The organism is Acinetobacter rathckeae, from assembly GCF_015627125.1.
Taxonomy (GTDB): Bacteria; Pseudomonadota; Gammaproteobacteria; order Pseudomonadales; family Moraxellaceae; genus Acinetobacter; species Acinetobacter rathckeae.
Genome location: NZ_VTDO01000009.1, coordinates 13744 through 32551, shown reverse-complemented (window position 1 = coordinate 32551; position 18808 = coordinate 13744). Strand labels below are relative to the sequence as shown.

Here is an 18808-nt window from a genome sequence, read left to right as displayed (position 1 = left end):
CATTTAGACTCCCACATTATCAAATGATAAATGGCGAATAACGTTTAGGGTTTCTTTGGCAATACGTCCTTCTTCATCGGTTGGAATGACCCAAATTTGTGGCCCTTTGCCTTGGTCAATGCGTCCTTCTGTGCCACGGGGCAGTGATTTGTTTTGTTCTAAATCGAGTGAGAAACCAAAATGTGGTAGGTAGGCCATGGTTTTTTCTCGTATATAAGCTGAGTTTTCACCAATCCCACCTGTAAAGACCAAACCGTGAATTTGTGGTAAACCACAGCTAATGGCTGCCAATGATTTTGCTAAGCGGTATGCAAAGACTTCAATGGCTAGGGTGGCATCGGCATGGCCTTGTTCTGAGGCTTCAACCAAGGTACGCATGTCATTTGAGAGATTAGACAGACCAAGTAAGCCACTTTCGCTGTTGAGCATTTTATCAATGCGTTCTAAACACCAGCCCAAGTTGTTGGCAAGGAATTGGTGTAGGCTTGGGTCGACATCGCCACTGCGTGTACCCATCACAATACCTTCAAGTGGGGTCAGCCCCATAGAGGTGTCTATGCTTTTACCGTTCCAAACAGCACAGGTTGAGCTACCATTGCCAAGATGTGCTGTGAGCCAACCGCCGTGTTTAATCGCACCTGCCAGTTGTGATGCACGTTCTGAAACGTAGGCATGGCTGGTACCATGAAAACCATAACGGCGGACGTGATGCTCACTAAATAAAAACTTAGGTAGAGCGTAGCGATAAGCGTGTGCAGGCATGGTTTGGTGAAAAGCGGTGTCAAATACAGCCACTTGAGGGAGTTCAGGAAACAAACGCATGGTGGCTTCAATACCAATTAAATGCGCTGGGTTATGCAATGGCGCAAGCGGTGTTGCATTACGAATAGATTGAATGATTTCTGGCGTGAGCAGTTCTGCTTTTGTAAGCGTACCACCATGTACAACACGGTGACCAATGGCTGTAGGTTTGTGCTGTGAAAGTCTTTGTAAGAGTACTTCGAGTGCTTTTTCGTGGTCTGCGTAAGGAATGCTAAGGTCAAGTGGCTGTTCGCCAAAGGTCATGCCCCGAATTCGTGCATGTTCTGAACCTAAGTTTTCAGCAAGACCTGAAATACGCGTGTTGAGCTGATCTGCAATGAGTGCATATTTAATGGAAGACGAACCGCAATTAATAATTAATGTAGATGTTGACACGTCATATTTCCTTATTTGAGCAAATGTTACTTCACATGAAGCAAATTTATTGGGGGATCTACCCAATCTAAGCATTGCTTATACTCTGACTTTAACAGCATGTTTGTGAAATAGGAAACGGTTTTTTGTGCAAGTAATATCAATGAATTAGCGTTGTTTATTCCTAGTTTTTCACTCAGATTTAAATAAAAAATCATACGGTTGTTACGCCGTATGCTTTTTGATAAACATAGGTGTTTAGTGCTTATTGGCGAATTTCACCATGACCAAAAACAATCCATTTTTGTGACGTCAGACCTTCTAATCCAACAGGGCCACGAGCATGAATTTTGTCGGTCGAAATGCCAATTTCAGCCCCTAAGCCGTACTCAAAACCATCGGCAAAGCGTGTTGATGCATTAATGATGACTGAGCTTGAGTCTACACGTGCTAGAAATTGTTGAACTTTAGAGAAGTTTTCAGTCACGATTGCATCAGTGTGGTGCGAACCATATTGGTTGATATGTTGAATGGCAGCATTCATATCATCAACCACTTTAATGGCTAAGATGGGTGCGAGGTATTCGGTTGCCCAATCTTCTTCGGTGGCCGCAATTACATTTTGGCCTAAAATCGCTTGGGTTTTTTCACAGCCACGTAGCTGGACTTGTTTTTCTAAATAGTACGGTGCAACTTGGGGTAAAAAAGTAGCTGCAATGGCTTGGTCAACCAATAAGGTTTCCATGGCATTACATACGCCGTATCGGTGTGTTTTGGCATTCACTGCAATTGGCAGTGCTTTGGCAACGTCAGCTTCAGCATCGACAAAAACATGGCAGTTGCCATCTAAATGCTTAATGACAGGAATACGAGCGTCATTCGTGATTCGTTGAATCAGACCTTTACCACCACGTGGAATAATCACATCTACATAGTCGGTGAGGGTAATGAGTTCACCGACAGCAGCACGGTCAGTTGTAGCCACCACTTGTACAGCGGCTGTTGGGAAATTAATGTGTGCTAAGGCCGTTTGAATAGCTTGGGATAAGGCCTGATTTGATGCCAGTGCTTCTGAGCCACCACGTAAAATAATGGCATTGCCAGATTTAAGTGCGAGCGAGGCCGCCTCAAGTGTGACATTTGGGCGAGATTCATAAATCATACCCACTACACCCAATGGCACACGCATTTTACCCAGCTGTATACCACTTGGACGGTATGACATATCGGTAATTTCACCAATTGGGTCTTTGAGACCAATGACATCTTTTAGGCCTTGCAGCATGCCATCAAAACGTGCAGGGTTGAGTTCTAAACGGTCAAGTAATGCTGCATCGAGTTGATTGGCTCGACCATTTTCCATGTCAACGGCATTGGCTGCTAAAATCTGATCTTTTTGTGCAATAAGTGCTTCATGTATGGCAAGTAATGCATCATTTTTAGTTTTAGTGGAGGCTGCTGCTAAAAATTGTGCTGCACCTTTGGCTTGCTTGCCCAGCGTTTGCATATAGTCTTGAATAGAGGATTGCATATTATAAAAAGCGTCATCACGAGATTACTTTAAATAGTAACAGCCTCACCGTTGAAAGAGAATCGGATGAGGCAAGGTAATCTAAGTAATTTTATACGAAAACAAGAATTTTTTATAAAGTACGTTTATTGAGTTGCTGTGATAACTGGTCGCCTAAGTATTGAATGAGCATGACCAATATAACCAGTACAATAATCACAGCCACCATAATTTGTACGTCAAAGCGTTGGTAGCCATAGCGGTAAGCCACATCACCTAGGCCACCTGCACCAATAGCCCCTGCAATCGCAGATGAGTTAATCATGGTGACTACAGTCACTGTAAATCCAGCAACAATGCCAGAAAGGGCTTCTGGTAAAAGGACATGCCAAATAATTTGTCTTCGATTACACCCAATGGCTTGAGCCGCTTCTATTAAGCCAAAATCAACTTCTTTTAAACTGACTTCCGCAATACGTGCAAAAAATGGAGTTGCCGCCAGTGTGAGTGGCACAGTGGCTGCCCAAAGGCCATAGCTTGTACCGACAATCCAGCGGGTAAGGGGAATCAAAGCAACCATTAAAATTAAAAAAGGAATGGAGCGGGTAATATTTACAATTGTACCAAGGATCGTATTGATGGTTTTTGATGGGTAAATGCCACGTTGGTCGGTGCATACCAAAGCTAAAGCTAAGGGTAATCCTAAACAAAATGCTAAAAGGGCAGACACACCCACCATGACCAAGGTATCTAGTGTTCCTGTAAGGAGTAAATCAAATAATTGATTCGACATAGCCATGCTCCTTTATCTGTAAAGAACACAAACTGTGTGGTTGTGTAATCTGTGGGGTAGAGGGTTGAATCGGATAGGCAATCAGCAGCTGTCCGACATGGTGTTGTTGAATTTGATCGACTTGACTGTGGAGCAAGAACGCAGAAGGAAAAGCACGAAGCAACGTTTGTATATCAAACAATTGCTTTTTAGTATGTGCATATTGAATGCTGAGTGCATGATAGCGATGCTGTGCTAAACGTGAAGTCGAAAGTGTGGTGTGAAACTGGGGGGTATGACGTTGTAATAACTCTTGTGTAATTTGGTGTTGTGGTGATGAAAATACCTGCCAAACTTGGCCTTGTTCTATAATTTCGCCTGCATCAATCACCACGACTTCATCACAAATTTGTTTAATGACTTGCATTTCGTGGGTGATTAATACAATGGTAATGCCCAACGTTTGATTAATCTGCTGCAGCAGTTGCAGAATAGTTTGCGTGCTTTCAGGGTCTAAGGCAGATGTCGCTTCATCACACAGTAAAATTTCAGGGTTATGAATTAGTGCACGAGCAATGCCAACCCGTTGCTTTTGGCCACCTGAAAGTTGTGATGGTTAATGGTCTGCTTTGTTATCGAGCCCAACCAAAGTCATGAGTTTTTCAACTTGCTGTTTTATTTGGTCAGCAGAATAACCTGCTACTTTTAAGGGAAGTGCAATATTTTCCCACACTGTTTTTGTAGACAGTAAATTAAAGTGCTGAAAAATCATGCCTATACGTTGTCTCAGCTGAATCAGTTGGGCATGGTTAAGCTCGGACAGTGCGTGTTCTAATACATACACCTCTCCGCTACTAATCGACTCTAGGCCATTGAGCGTACGTAAAAGGGAGGATTTTCCTGCACCACTACGACCGATAATGCCACAAATAGAACCCTTTTTAATATTGAGGTGAATGTCTTTGAGGGCATGCATTTTTTCATGCGGGTTTTGCCCAACATAGTATTTATTTAAATGCTGTATTGAAATATGTCGATGATCAGTCATTGTTACCACCCCGGATACCATAAAGGTGCGCCAATTTCACGATTTAAAGCTGCTTTCACTTCAGGTGAGTGCTGATAGATCTCGACAAATTTTTTCAGTTGGTCATTTTTATCTTCATAATTGTTTCGAACTGCAAACACAATGCCATAGAGTTTATCTGCATTTTTATTCAGTAAAAGTGCATTTTCTGGGTCAATGGTTTTGGCCAGTTTTAAATAGTGTGGATAACTAAATACGAGGTCGACATCATCGACTGCACGTGCAGTTTGAGGGCCTTCCATTTCTACGAACTGTAAGTCTTTAGGGTTGTTGGTAATGTCTTGTAATGTCGCAAAAGGATTGTTTGGGTCTTTTAATGTGATTAATTTTGCCTCTTGTAATAAGAGTAAAGCACGACCTTCATTGACAGGGTCATTTGGCACGGCAACACGGGCTTTATTGGGAAGATCATCTAAATGTTGATATTTTTTAGAATATAGCCCCACACGAGAAGCAGCACCCACAGCAAACACTTTGAGCTGGTAATGGCCTTCTTTAATTGCATTATCTAAAAAAGGTTTGTGTTGGAAAAGTTGGCATCTATGTCACCGTGATCTAACGCAATATTCGGCATTTTCCAGTCGGAAAACTCAACCAATTTTACATGAATCCCTTGTTTTTGTGCTTCGGCTACAGCGACATTTAAAATAGATGTAAATGCAGGGGTTGTACCAATCACTAATTCATGGCTTTGGGTCTGACGTTGTTTATTCCAAACAAATAAGCCTGCAATAATAATGACTGCAATGGCGACGCCCGTAAGTATTTTTTTATTTGACATATAAATCACTCTTTTTGAATACATGTTGTTTTGCGGGGTGGTGAGCGGGTAAGTATTGGTCTTGCTTAAATATTTTTTGCCGTAATGTACCTGAGTCGTAATGGGTTTTATAACGCCCTTGTTGCTGTAGTTCTGGAATCACCCAGTCAATAAAATCGTGGTAAGACTCGGGTGTTACAGTGCGGGTTAAATTAAAACCATCAATGCCTGTTTCATCTAAAAATTGAATCAGTTGTTGGGCAATCTGTTGACCACTCCCTATAAATAATGGGTAACGCCCACCGAGCTGATGTTGCTGTTTTAAATGGTGCGGTGTAATGGCTTGAGATTTAAATTTTTTATTAATAGATTGAATACTATTGCTTTTTTGGTATGGGATGGTTTCATGTTCGGCATATTGCGCTAAATTTATACCGACTGAACTTGAGTAGTGTGCTAAGCCTGCTTCGGGACTGGCATAATGTTGGTATTCTTTAAATTTATCTTGAGCCTGCTGTTCGGTTTCAGCCGTCACCACGGTAATGCCGACAAAAATTTTCACTTCATTGCGTGATCTGCCTTGTTGTGTGAGGTGTTGCTGAATATTGTCAACATGACGTTTTACTTGCTCAATGCTGTCGCCACCAATAAAAATACATTCGGCATGCGTGGTGGCAAAAGCCATGCCTGCATTTGATGCACCAGCTTGAAATAACACAGGGGTTCTTTGTGGCGATGGTGACACTTGAAACACCCCTTGGCTTTGATAAAACTGTCCTTGGTGCTGTACTTGATGGACTTTTGACGGCTCTGTAAATATGCGTGCTGTTTTATCTTGACGTAGGGCATCGTGTTGCCATGAATGTTCCCAATACTGATAGCAGACATTTAAAAACTCATCGGCTTGTTGATAGCGTAAATCATGTTCAGCCAGTGCTTTACGTCCAAACAGTCGCTCTGCACTGTCTAAATAGCCAGTGACAATATTCCACCCAATACGGCCTTGTGTTAAATGGTCTAAACTGGCAAAACGTCTAGCCAATGTATAAGGTTGTTCATAGCTTAAATTGACGGTGACCCCAAAACCAAGATGCGCTGTCACAGCGGCCATGCCAGAAATGAGTGTCATTGGGTCGTGGCTTGGTAATTGCACAGATTCTTTTAACGTGACATCAAGGTTGTTTTGATAAACGTCATATACCCCAATAATGTCGGCAATAAATAGACCGTCAAATAAACCACGCTCAAGGGTTTTGGCCAAATCAGTCCAATAGTTTAGTTCATTAAAACGGTAAGACTGGTCACGAGGGTGTGTCCATAAACCATGATTGATATGACCTGCACTGTTCATGTCAAAGGCATTGAGTAAAATCTGCTTGGTCATTAGAGCGTTCCTCTTCGAGGTGGTCGCACATGGTTAAGTACATAGTTGCCAATAAAGTAATATTTCCAACGTGCGGCATCATGTAATGTATGTACGCGTGCATTGCGCCAATACACATCTAGGCCTTTACTACGTTGGCAACCCCGACTGCCTGCCAGTTCAATCAGTTTGGAGGATGCTTTTAATGCAGTTTCAGTGCTGTGTGCTCGAACACGTGCAACATGTATAGAAGCCTGTGCAATATTTTCGGCATTTGGCTGTGGTTTGATGGCATCAATGTATTTGGCTGCTTCTTTTAAGAGTAATTCAGAAGCTTTGACATCGACAGCCACATGGCCAAGTTCGTACAGGGTTAATGGATCTTGTGTTGCAGAGGCGACGTTGGCATCAATCCATGGCCGTGCATGCTTAATTTGTTGTAATGTTTCTTCAAATGCTGCACGTGCAATACCTACATCTATTGCAGCATGTAATAATTGGGCGTAAGGGCCGATCAAGGTTGGTCTTAGAAACACATCACTAAATGCCACCACATCTTCTGCATTGACATAGACTTGATTGAGTTTGACTGTGCCACTACCAGTGAGGCGTTGGCCAAATGCCTGCCAGTCATCAATAATCTGAAGTCCTTGGGTCTCTTTTTTTATAAATGCTAAGTATTCATGCCCGTGTTGGTCTTTGACCAAGGTTGAAATACGGTGTGCGAACAGGCTACCTGTGCAATAAAACTTTTCTCCTTGAATGAGATAGCCTTCACCATGTGCAGTTAAATAACTGTGTTTTTGGGTGGCATCTTTAGATTTAAATTCTGCCAAGGCATTGCCAAAACGTGCACCTTGTAGCACTTCTTGATACAGTCTTTTTTTCTGTTGCTCTGTACCCGTGTTACGTAATACCTCAAGTGCATAAAAATGATTTTGTGGAATTTGCCCAATAGAGCCATCTGCGCCACTTAGCAGTGCAATGACTTGTGTCAGTGTTTCAGCAGAGACTTCAGCACCACCATATGCTTTAGGGACGGTAATGGCCCATAAACCAGATTGACTAAGGGCTTCAATGTCTTGAAAGGGCAAAAGACGCTGTTGATCTCTTTGGGCTGCCTGTTGTTTGAGTTGTTGGCTGAACTGTGTTGCTACACGTAATGCTTCTTCATCAGAACGAATAGTGTGTGCAGTATTTGGCTGATGAAGATGTGGACATGAGTTCATGATATTCCCCTTAAATCCAAGCATGTCGCTTTGGAAAAACTTGATTTAAATAGTAATTACCAAGTGCATAGTATTTCCAACGGACAGGGTCATGTAGGGTATGTACCCGAGCATTGCGCCAGTGTTGATCTAAATTATGCTCGCTCAGTGCGGCACGGCTACCACCGAGTTCTAATAGCTTTTCTGAAATATGAAGTGCGGCATGGTGAGCGTATATTTTGGCTTCGGCCACGCTGATCGATGCTTGAGCAATATCAGCATCGGTTAGGGTATTTTTTGACTCTAGGTGATCGAGGATTTCTGCAGCGTGATTTAATAATAAAATACTGGCTTGTAGCGTAATATCTAACTTTCCAACCTCTTGTAATAAATAGGGTTCTTCGGAAGCATGATTGACTTGAGCATCAGCAATGGGTCGGGCTTTTTTCACCGTACTTTGCAAGTCTTGAAAAGCACCTTCTGCAATGCCTACATCTATTGCGACTTGTAATAGTTGTGAATAAGCACCTCGGTAGTTTGGGGAAAGGGTTAAACGCCGTTCATCAAAAATAAGAAATGGGTCAATTTTAACGTGATTGAGTTTGACACTACCACTGGCCGTTGTACGCTGACCAAACCCATCCCAATCGTCAATAACTTCAATGCCTTTGGTGTTTTTTTCGACTAAAACCAAAGCAATATATCCTTCAGGATGCTGTGCTTTAATGGCCAGCCAGTCTGCAAAAACACTGCCTGTGGAGTAAAACTTTTCACCGTCTAATACATAATCTTCGCCAATTTTGCGTAAAGAGGTCTGTATCTTTTGCACATGTGCTGTGTCTTTTTCAGGCCCTGCATTGGCTAACAATTTACCTGATAAAATTTGTTCGAAAACAAACTTTTTCTGAGCTTCACTACCCACTAAGTCAATGGTATGTAGGATGCCAAATTGATTTTGTGGAATTTGTCCAACACTGGCATCTGCTTTTGCTAAGGTACGAAAAATTTGACTGAGTGTGAGATGTGATACATGGGCACCACCATATTTTTTGGCAATACGGCAAGCGGTTAAGCCTTTATGGGCTAATGCTTGAATGATCTCTGTGGGCAAAATTCGGTGTTGGTCACGCATGTGACGTTGTTCTAAAGCAATGTCTGCAATGTGGTAAGCGATATTGATTGCATCGATATCATTTTGAATAATTTTTTGTTTAAGCAGACTCATAATGAACACCTAGTTTTTTTTATACGCTAGTGTGCAAGTAAATAAATCACAAATAAAAAATATAGAAAAACTTATCACATAATATGCATTTTTTAAAAAGACAAGAATATATATTGAATAGCATATAAAGCTATTTACTTATCTAAAAATAATACTGTTATTTTAAAATAATTGTTTTAGTTTAATAAAAATACAGATAATACGAGTATTCTAAATATGACAAATCTAAATCACGAGTTTAAATTAATAGACTTATATAAAAATACAGATAAACACTCTTTAATTGGTCAATTGTGGGGTAATCCACCTTCGGCACGGTATGAAGCACTTGCGAAAAATTTTAGACCCGTTTTTGAGAAGATTAAACAAGGTGCATTGCTGCGAGAACAGCAACATATTTTGCCCCATGAGCAATTGCAATGGTTAAAGCAAGTAGGTTTTACAAGATTAAGGCTACCTAAAGCGTATCATGGTTTTGAGGCGACCATTCCAGAGCTTTTTGCCTTACTGGTAGAGCTTGCTGAAGCTGATGCAAACTTACCGCAAATTTTGCGTGTCCATTTTGGTTTTAGTGAAGAGTTACTGCTTTCTAAAGACACAACATTCCAAAAAAAATGGCTACATCGATTAGCAAATAATGAAGTCGTGGGCAGTGGTTGGTCTGAAGGTGGGAGTGAGTCACAGCAACAATTTCAAACGCACATTTATAAAGATGAGCGGGGCCGACTTAAAGTATCGGGTAAAAAATACTATACCACGGGTAGCTTATTTGCAGACTGGGTTGATGTTGGAGTGACTGATTTACAAGGAAAATCTGCATCTGTTTTGGTGAGTCGTCATCATGAAGGGGTATCTATTGTAGATGACTGGAATGGTTTTGGTCAGCAATTAACTGCCAGTGGAAGTGCTATTTTTCATGCGGTTGAAATAGACGCCAGCGATGTTTTGCCAGATGCCATCCGTTTTAAATACTCTGCAGCATATTATCAATTGGTGCAGTTGGCGATTATTGTTGGTTTAGGCCGTGGGCTTACCCAGCAGTTGTCTCAAACGGTACAACAACGTACACGAAATTATAGTCACGCCAATGCAAACTACAGCCGTGATGATGCTCAAGTATTGCAAGTGGTTGGTAAAGTGCGTGGTGCAACTTATACCGCAGGAATTATTGTAGAAAAAAGTGCAGAAGCTTTGCAACGAGCCTTCATTGCTGGTTTGGCAACAAGTTTACAGGCAGAAGCTGAACAAAATGCCATCGTTGAATTAGAAACAGCACAAGCACAAACAGTGGTCACAGATTTACTTTTAAATGCATCAACCATTGCTTTTGATGCTTTAGGTGCATCTGCAATAGATAAAAAACATGGCCTAGATCGTTATTGGCGTAATATTAGAACATTAAGCTCACATAATCCAAGAATATATAAAGATCGTATTGTTGGAGATTTTAGTGTTAATGGTCATTTGCCACCATATCAATGGCGTATTGGTAATATAGAGTCATTAAAAGCCAGTTAATAAATAATAATATATGTGATTTATATCATGCATTTTATAAATCATAAAATATAAAAAGTGGTGATTTAAAATGACTAAAAAAATAAGATTTAATGCATTTGAAATGAATTGTATTGCGCATCAATCTCCAGGTTTATGGCGACATCCTCAAGATCGATCACTTGAGTATAATCAGATTGAATATTGGACTGATTTGGCAAAAATTTTAGAGCAAGGGAAATTTGACGGTATTTTTATTGCAGATGTTTTGGGTGTTTATGATGTTTATCATCAAAGTGCCGATGCTGCACTACATGGTGCAGTACAAGTACCTGTTAATGACCCTTTGCAAGTCATTCCAATAATGGCAGCAGTCACCACACATTTAGGCTTTGGTTTAACCACATCGGTTTCTTTTGAGCATCCGTATCCATTTGCTCGCCGTATGAGTACTTTAGATCACTTAACTCAGGGGCGTATTGGGTGGAATATCGTGACCTCTTATTTAGAGAGTGGTTCTAAAAATATTGGGCTAAAAACACAGTTAAACCATGATGAGCGTTATGATTTTGCCGATGAGTATTTAACAGTGTTGTATAAGCTGTGGGAAGGATCATGGCAGTCAGATGCGGTACATAGAGATAAGCACAGTGGCATATTTGCAGATGCAAATAAAGTACATGCGATTGATCATGTGGGTCAGTATTTTTCGGTACCGGGCATACATCTTTGTGAGCCATCACCTCAGCGTACCCCTGTGCTTTATCAGGCAGGGGCATCGAGTCGGGGACAAACATTTGCAAGCCAGCATGCAGAATGTATTTTTATCGCAGCACCTTCAAAGATTGCAACAAAAAAATTGGTACACAGCATTGAACAACAGTTAATTCATGCTGGACGTCGCCGTGAAGATGTAAAAATTTATGCATTGGTCTCGATTGTTACCGATGACACAGACCAAAAAGCCACCGCTAAATTTAAAGAATACCAACGTTATGGTAGTCAAGAAGGGGCACTCACTTTACTTTCTGGTTGGTCTGGCGTTGATTTTTCTCAGTATCAAGCCACAGATCAGGTGGAGTACGTACATAGCAATGCTATTCAATCATTACTGGATTCTTATGTAAATGCAGACCCTCAGCGTGTATGGACAGTCGATGAGATTGCACGTTGGAATACACTAGGAGGCAATGGCCCTGTTTTTGTGGGATCGGCGTCAACAGTGGCAGATACTTTAGAGTCTTGGGTTGAAGAGACAGGTGTAGATGGTTTTAATTTGGCGTATATTTTAGCCCATCAAAGCTTCATAGATATTGTGCAGTGGATTGTACCAGAATTACAGCGTAGGGGTGTTTATCCATTAGAATATACCGAAGGTACTTTACGACATAAACTCTTTCAAAAGGGGGATATTATTTCAAAGTCCCATCAGGCATATCAATATAAAAATAAGTAGTCGTAAAATATATTTTTAAACAGGGAATTAATCCCTGTTTTTTTGTTTTTATTAAATATATTTTGTCTATTAATAAAGCAGATATAATTGTTTTTAAATACAGGTAAATAAAAATATAGTGTGGAGGTGACTAAATAAAAAGGTAAATTATAATGTCGAATCAAATATATGAAATAAAGCATGCTGATGATATATCACAACTCATTTCAAAGGATGCGGGTAAGGGTAAGTCGAATAAAGTCATTTGGTTGGCATTGATTGGTGTGTTTATAGATGCTTATGATCTAACCACGTTATCCTTTGGGATTGAGCAAGTCATTTCAGAGTTTTCGCTTACCCCTATGATGACTGGCGTTGTGGCATCGTCTATTGTATGCGGTACGATTGTGGGTAATTTAGTGGGTGGGTTTTTAACAGATAAAATTGGCCGATACCGTGTGTTTATGGCCGATATGGTTTTATTTGTGATTGCAGCACTTGTTGCAGGCTTTGCCCCAAATGTTTGGGTACTCATTGCGGCTCGCTTTGTCATGGGCATAAGTGTTGGTGTTGATTTACCCGTAGCAATGTCTTATTTGTCCGAGTTTTCAAAGTTTAGTGGTAAAAGTAATAAAGCGGCACGTTTGGCGGCATGGTGCCCAATGTGGTATGCGGCTTCTTCGTTATGTTTTGCTTTAGTATTGGTGCTGTATTTTGTTTTACCCACAGCGTATAGCCATTGGTTATGGCGTGCCTCTTTAATTTTTGGGGCAGTACCCGCACTGCTGATTATTTTTATTCGTGGCAAATATTTAACCGAGTCACCAATTTGGCTCGCGAATCAAGGGCGGTTAAAAGAAGCAACAGCTGTTTTAAAAACATCTTATGATATCAATGCTGTATTGTCACCACAGGCTGTATCCACTCCTCAAAAAATACCGCATAAAACACCTAAAATAGGGTTTAATATCCTGTTTAAACAAGAGTATTTGGCAAGAACAATCGTTGCAATCACCATTCATATTTCAGTGGCTTTTCAATATACGACCATTGCGTTTTTTCTGCCATCAATTTTAACGCGTTTTTTTCATACCACAACGTTAACAACCATTACCACAACGCTTGCACTGAATTTATTGTTTGCTTTTACGGGTGGTTTACTCGGTATTTATTTGGCCAGTCGGTTTGCATCGAGACACATTCTGGTTTTGGGCTTTGTATTACAAGCGGTTGCTTTAGTCGCACTGGCTTGGGTAGGGCATCCGAGTAATCCTATCTTGTTGTATTTGGCCATCGGACTATTGGGTTTATGGTTGTTTGCTGAGGGTTTTGGGCCAGGTGCACAAATGATGGTTTATCCAACCATGGCATATCCTGCTGAAATTCGTGGGATTGGTGTGGGCTTTAATCGAGCAGTGACAGGGGTTGCACAAGCGATAGCACTGTTTGTATTGCCTGTATGGATGACCAAATACCAAACAGATGTATTTAATATTATCGCAATTTTTGCATTTATACCTATTGTTGTGATTGGTTTTATTATTCGATTTGAACCTACAAAATATGATGTGGATTTAGGTTTAAAATCTAATGTTGATATAAATAAGGTGCTTATTAAAGATTTAAGTTAATACGTATTTATATGTGTTATTAAATAAATTATATGAATAATTCATTAGTTTAAAAATATATAAATAATCGCGTATTTTATATTTTACAAAAAATACAATACGGTGATTAATAGACAGTAGATTTTATTTAAAAAAGGATTCTAAATGTCAAATAATAACCGTACTGTATTGAATGTTGTTGCTGTCTCTGGTGGATTAAATACGCCTTCAAAAACAGAAAGTCTTGTACAAAATATTTTAGATGAATTGTCGAGTGCAATAGAAATACAGGTTCATTTTGTAAAGTTAAGTGAAATAGGGCCGTTATTAGGTGGTGCGATTTATCGTCATCAGCTTCCTGAACAAGTTCAACTCGACTTAGAAAAAATAGAGTCTGCAGATGCACTCATTGTGGGTACGCCAGTATACCGTGCATCATTTACGGGGCTATTTAAACATTTATTTGATTTCGTTGAGCAAACTGCTTTAGTTGATGTCCCTGTATTATTGGCGGCATCTGGTGGTAGTGAACGTCATGCATTGGTGCTTGAGCATCAATTGCGTCCACTGTTTAGCTTCTTTCAGGCTCAAACTTTGCCAATAGGTGTTTACGCAACAGATAAAGATTTTACGCCACAGTACACATTGCAAAGTGAACAATTAAAACAACGTATTACTTTAGCGGTAGCACGTGCTTTACCTATTTTAGAGTGGGCACCAGCCAAAGGAAAACGTGCCAGTGCATTGGCACAGACCTCTAAACAAGCGAATAAAAATTTAGGAATTAATAAACATATTGAGCAAGAGGAAGTTTTGCCCTCAATTAGTGTGCCCGATTTGAGTGTTGCCGAATCTCGTATACATCATAAAAAACCATTTGTTGCTTAAGTGACGATGAATAATATGAGGGGGTAAATACATGACAACAGCATCTTCTACGGCATTAAAATTTGCCTACTGGGTACCCAATGTAAGTGGCGGGCTTGTAATTAGTAATATTGAACAACGTACAGATTGGAGTTATGACTACAATATTCGTTTAGCACAAACAGCCGAAAAAAATGGTTTTGACTATGCGCTCACTCAAATTCGGTTTACTGCAGGTTATGGTGCTGAAAACCAACATGAGTCAGTGAGTTTTAGTCACGCATTATTGGCGAAAACTACACAGTTAAAAGTGATTGCTGCAGTACTTCCAGGGCCTTGGAAACCCGCTTTGGCAGCCAAACAATTGGCCACGATTAGTCATCTAACACAGGGCAGAATCGCCATAAATGTTGTCAGTGGTTGGTTTAAGGGGGAGTTCGATGCCATAGGCGAAGAGTGGCCTGAGCATGACCAACGCTATGTACGTTCAGAAGAGTTTATTCGTAGCATTAAGGGGATTTGGGCCACGGATCAATTTTCCTTTCAAGGTCAATATTACCAATTTAGTGATTACACGCTTAAACCGAAGCCTGCTGAACCTTCTACCATTGAAGTGTTTCAGGGCGGAAGCTCGAAAGCCGCTAGAGATATGGCATCACGTGTATCGGATTGGTATTTTACCAATGGCAATACAGTAGATGAGATCAAAAAACAAATTGATGATATTCATCACAAAGCCAAGCTAAATGGTCATCAGGTCAAAATTGGTGTCAATGCATTTATTATTGCTCGTGATACCGAAGCAGAAGCACAGGCGGTTTTAAAAGACATTATTCATAATGCCAATACTGAAGCTGTAGATGCATTTGCAGATGCCAGTAAAGAAGCAGGTGCTTCAACGAAAGAAAAAGAAGGCAATTGGGTCAAATCTACTTTTGAAGATTTTGTACAGTATAACGATGGTTTTAAAACTAACTTGATTGGAACACCACATCAAATTGCACAGCGTATTATTGAGTTAAAACAAGTGGGTGTTGATCTAATTTTGTCTGGTTTTTTACACTTTATAGAGGATGTTGAATATTTTGGTCAGCATGTTTTACCGCTAATACGTGAATTAGAGCAAAATGAGTGATGGCTAAGTATAAATAGATGTGTCATATCGATTTGAAAACATTGCAATAGATCACACAAATGTGATCTATTTTTTATGCCAAAATGAAATTGCTTTGTATAGAAAAGATCTTCTTTGTTGTTTTTTTGTGAAAAATATGAAGTGGGTTTTTATTTAAGATATTGATTTTAAATTATAAAAATAAATCATATGTGAGTGAAAATATAAAATACTTGAAATAAATTAAACCAATAAATTTTTCTTTAAGGTGAGCCTATGATCGGTTTGCTATAGTTTTTGATAATAAGAATTATTTAGGGCTACTTACGTATGATAAAAACGAAGCAAGCACTTGGTATCATGGCTGTAATGAGTGGGCTACTTATTTGTGCAACACAAGCAGGTGCGGCAGATCGAGAAACCATCAAACTCACCCTTACAGAACAGGGGTTTGTGCCCAATAAAATTGTGATTCATCAGGGGCAAAAAATTCTAATTCAAATGACCAATAACACACAAAAAGTCGCAGAGCTTGAAAGTTATGACATGAAATTTGAAAAAATTGCCACACCACACTCAACCATTACGGTATTTGCAGGCCCTTTAAACGTCGGAACATATACATTTTTTGATGACTATAGCGCTACAGGCGTAAAAGGTAGTCTTCAAGCGACACCATGAGGGAGCGAATATGTTTGCAACACTATTAATTGTATTTCGAGAAGCGTTTGAAGCAGGTCTGGTCATTTCAGTCATTTTATCTGCTTGTAAAGGCATCAATATTAAATGGCAAGTGCTGACAGGGATTACCCTAGGGGTGCTTTTTGCCTGCCTTTTGGCTGTATTTACTAACAGTATTGAAAATTTACTTTCAGGGCGTGGTCTAGAGGTTTTTAATGCAAGTTTATTGTCACTCACAGCCATAATGCTTGTTTGGCAAATTACATGGATGTCGACTCATGGTAAAGAACTGGCAGAAAAAAGCTCTAATCAAGCCATAGATATTATTAAAAATAAAAGTAATCACTTTTCGATCGCCATTATTGTCATGGTTGCTGTCATGCGTGAAGGCTCAGAAGTGGTGATGTTTTTATACAGTATTATGGTTTCTACAGGTACAGGCATACAAAGCATTATTATTGGTGGTTTGCTCGGTATTGTACTGGGTGTGATTGTCTCTTGGATTACTTATAAAGGCTTAGTGCTTATTTCCATTCGAAAAATCTTTTTATATAGCAATATTTTATTGTCACTGATCGCTGCAGGTTTAGTGTCACAGGCAACAGGGCTTCTGGCATCAATCGACCTACTGCCAGCATTGGGTTACAACATTTGGGACACATCAAATATTCTTTCTGATAATGGCTGGCTAGGTAATGTCATGCGCGCCATTTTTGGATACACATCTACCCCAATGGGAATCCAGTTATTGTCTTGGGGAGTCACATTGTTCGTGATTATTTTACTCACAAAAATATTTAAGAGGGTTGCACATGCAAATTAAACCGTTATTGATTGCTGTATCTTTGGGTAGCTTCATGCTTGCAGGCACTGCCTTTGCAAAAGAGTATCCTGTTGGTGGGCCAGTACAAAAAGATGGGATGGAAATCGCATCATCTTATTTACTTGGGATTGAAACCAGTCCTATGCCTGTATCTATGGATATGGGGGATGATGTGATTCATTTAGAAACAGATGTTCATGCTACAGCAGACAACAAATGGGGCTTCCCACCCGATGCATGGATTCCTTATTTAAGCATTGATTATGTGGTTCAAAAAGTAGGTGACAGCAACTTCTTAGAATTTGGGCAATTGGTGCCAATGTCGGCCGCAGATGGTGCTCATTATGCCCACAGTGTAAAAATGGCTGGGCCGGGCACATATAAAGTGACGTTTAAGTACACGCCACCTGATGAAATGGGCTATGAGCGTCATGTCGATAAAGCCACAGCATTACCACAGTGGTTTAAACCCTTTAAAGAAACGTTTACGTTTAAATACCCACAGTCATAGTCTATTTTGCACATAGGCCTAGGGGTCTATGTGCAAAAACAGTGTATTTATATCTGTAATATACGCTGTTTGACTTCACGCCATTCATCGCCTAAATCTAGCTCATCTGTAATGGTTAAGCTCGGAATTTTACCTTTCATACGCTCAATACGCTCTTGCTCTGGGAGTGGGCGATCTTGAATGGCTTCAAGTGCCAATATAGCATCGCTACGGTTATTACAGACCAATCCCATATCACAGCCTGCATCTAATGCCGCTAAAATACGAGCATCTGCACCACCTGCCACACAAGCCGCTTGCATGGTTAAGTCATCAGAGAATAACACGCCTTCAAAACCAAGTTGTTTACGTAAAATTTCTTGAATCCAGTAACGAGAAAAACCTGCTGGGTTACGATCTACCTGTGGGTAAATCACATGTGCAGGCATGAGAGCATTCAGTGTTGGCATCAGCTCAACAAAGGTTTGCATGTCGGTATTGGCAATTTCATCATAGCTACGATGGTCGAGTGCGGTCGCAATATGCGAGTCGGCTTTGACTGAACCATGCCCCGGAAAATGTTTGCCTGTGGTTGCCATGCCTGCTCGTTGCATGCCTTGCATAAAGGCACGTGCTAAAACCACCACATCTTCAATGTTGCTAGAGAAGCTACGATCGCCAATCACGTCACTAATATGGTTGAGATCTAATACAGGTGCAAAGCTTAGGTCTATACCTACTGCTAAAACCTCAGTGGCCATAAGCCAACCACACTGTTCAGCTAAAACAAGTGCTTGTTCGGGTTTAGTCTGATACAACTGTCCAAACTGACCCATGGCAGGTAACTTGGTAAAGCCTTGTTTTAAGCGCTGTACGCGGCCACCTTCTTGGTCTACTGCAATCAGAATATCTGGTCGAACTTGCCGAATGTGGTCGGTGAGAGCTCTAACTTGGCGAGGAGATTCAATATTACGAGAAAATAAGATGATGCCGCCCACCTGAGGGTTTGCTAAAATCTGTATATCTTCTGTAGACAAAGCAAGTCCTGCAATGTCTAGCATGAGCGCACCAATCATAGTATGTGTTCCATTTTTACGCAGTATATTTTTTAGATAAGTATATTTTGCAATGATTTGCTACATTGTGTTGCTACAGAATATGATAAAACTAAAATATATAGAAGATATAGT

The 18808-nt window shown here is 40.3% G+C and carries 15 protein-coding genes and 2 pseudogenes; 8 read left to right on the top strand and 9 right to left on the bottom strand.

All coding sequences use genetic code 11. The annotated features are described in order from the left end of the window. Window positions 1-3: 3 nt before the first annotated feature. From I2F31_RS11715 to I2F31_RS11680, 8 genes and pseudogenes are all read right to left on the bottom strand, one after another. Window positions 4-1197, bottom strand: coding sequence for an acetate/propionate family kinase (locus I2F31_RS11715; RefSeq protein WP_195773925.1), 1194 nt, complete (start codon window positions 1195-1197; stop codon window positions 4-6). A gap of 244 nt (window positions 1198-1441) precedes the next feature. Beyond that, complete coding sequence (locus tag I2F31_RS11710) at window positions 1442-2707, bottom strand: glutamate-5-semialdehyde dehydrogenase (RefSeq protein WP_195769845.1); 1266 nt, start codon at window positions 2705-2707, stop codon at window positions 1442-1444. A 112-nt stretch (window positions 2708-2819) separates the two neighbouring features. Then, window positions 2820-3479 (bottom strand): methionine ABC transporter permease, encoded by a 660-nt coding sequence (locus I2F31_RS11705; protein ID WP_195769846.1) that lies wholly within the window; start codon window positions 3477-3479, stop codon window positions 2820-2822. Beyond that, window positions 3460-4527, bottom strand: a pseudogene (locus I2F31_RS11700) (methionine ABC transporter ATP-binding protein). Before I2F31_RS11700 ends, I2F31_RS11705 begins: the two are co-directional and overlap by 20 nt. After that, window positions 4509-5335 (bottom strand): annotated as a pseudogene (locus I2F31_RS11695) (MetQ/NlpA family ABC transporter substrate-binding protein). The pseudogenes I2F31_RS11700 and I2F31_RS11695 overlap by 19 nt, the downstream one beginning before the upstream one ends. Beyond that, window positions 5316-6689 carry an LLM class flavin-dependent oxidoreductase gene (locus I2F31_RS11690; protein WP_195773924.1) on the bottom strand — a complete coding sequence of 458 codons (1374 nt, stop codon included), beginning with the start codon at window positions 6687-6689 and terminating at the stop codon, window positions 5316-5318. The pseudogene I2F31_RS11695 and the gene I2F31_RS11690 overlap by 20 nt, the downstream one beginning before the upstream one ends. Beyond that, window positions 6689-7897, bottom strand: a complete 1209-nt coding sequence (locus tag I2F31_RS11685; RefSeq protein ID WP_195773923.1) for an SfnB family sulfur acquisition oxidoreductase — start codon at window positions 7895-7897, stop codon at window positions 6689-6691. The genes I2F31_RS11690 and I2F31_RS11685 overlap by 1 nt, the downstream gene beginning before the upstream one ends. A gap of 10 nt (window positions 7898-7907) precedes the next feature. After that, the gene (locus I2F31_RS11680) at window positions 7908-9101 is read right to left on the bottom strand and encodes an SfnB family sulfur acquisition oxidoreductase (protein ID WP_195773922.1); all 1194 of its coding nucleotides are present in this window, start codon (window positions 9099-9101) and stop codon (window positions 7908-7910) included. A gap of 216 nt (window positions 9102-9317) precedes the next feature. On the opposite strand from I2F31_RS11680, the gene I2F31_RS11675 reads away from it, so the two are divergent. From I2F31_RS11675 to I2F31_RS11640, 8 genes are all read left to right on the top strand, one after another. Further along, window positions 9318-10619 (top strand): acyl-CoA dehydrogenase family protein, encoded by a 1302-nt coding sequence (locus tag I2F31_RS11675; protein WP_195769852.1) that lies wholly within the window; start codon window positions 9318-9320, stop codon window positions 10617-10619. A gap of 70 nt (window positions 10620-10689) precedes the next feature. Continuing rightward, on the top strand, window positions 10690-12054 hold the full coding sequence (locus I2F31_RS11670; protein ID WP_195773921.1) for an LLM class flavin-dependent oxidoreductase: 1365 nt from the start codon (window positions 10690-10692) through the stop codon (window positions 12052-12054). A gap of 152 nt (window positions 12055-12206) precedes the next feature. Then, window positions 12207-13664, top strand: coding sequence for an MFS transporter (locus tag I2F31_RS11665; protein ID WP_195773920.1), 1458 nt, complete (start codon window positions 12207-12209; stop codon window positions 13662-13664). Window positions 13665-13808: 144 nt separating this feature from the next. Beyond that, on the top strand, window positions 13809-14531 hold the full coding sequence (gene msuE / locus I2F31_RS11660) for an FMN reductase (RefSeq protein WP_195773919.1): 723 nt from the start codon (window positions 13809-13811) through the stop codon (window positions 14529-14531). A 31-nt stretch (window positions 14532-14562) separates the two neighbouring features. Continuing rightward, a complete protein-coding gene (gene sfnG / locus I2F31_RS11655; protein ID WP_195773918.1) occupies window positions 14563-15645 on the top strand; it encodes a dimethylsulfone monooxygenase SfnG in 1083 nt (360 codons plus the stop codon). Between the two features lie 309 nt (window positions 15646-15954). Continuing rightward, window positions 15955-16305, top strand: coding sequence for a cupredoxin domain-containing protein (locus I2F31_RS11650; RefSeq protein ID WP_228285161.1), 351 nt, complete (start codon window positions 15955-15957; stop codon window positions 16303-16305). Window positions 16306-16315: 10 nt separating this feature from the next. Beyond that, window positions 16316-17128 (top strand): FTR1 family iron permease, encoded by an 813-nt coding sequence (locus I2F31_RS11645; RefSeq protein ID WP_195769857.1) that lies wholly within the window; start codon window positions 16316-16318, stop codon window positions 17126-17128. Further along, entirely contained in the window at window positions 17118-17639 is a 522-nt protein-coding gene (locus tag I2F31_RS11640) for an iron transporter (RefSeq protein WP_195769858.1), read from the top strand. Before I2F31_RS11645 ends, I2F31_RS11640 begins: the two co-directional genes overlap by 11 nt. 47 nt (window positions 17640-17686) lie before the next feature. On the opposite strand, the gene nagZ is transcribed toward I2F31_RS11640, so the two are convergent. Further along, entirely contained in the window at window positions 17687-18694 is a 1008-nt protein-coding gene (nagZ, locus tag I2F31_RS11635) for a beta-N-acetylhexosaminidase (protein WP_195769859.1), read from the bottom strand. Window positions 18695-18808: the final 114 nt, after the last annotated feature.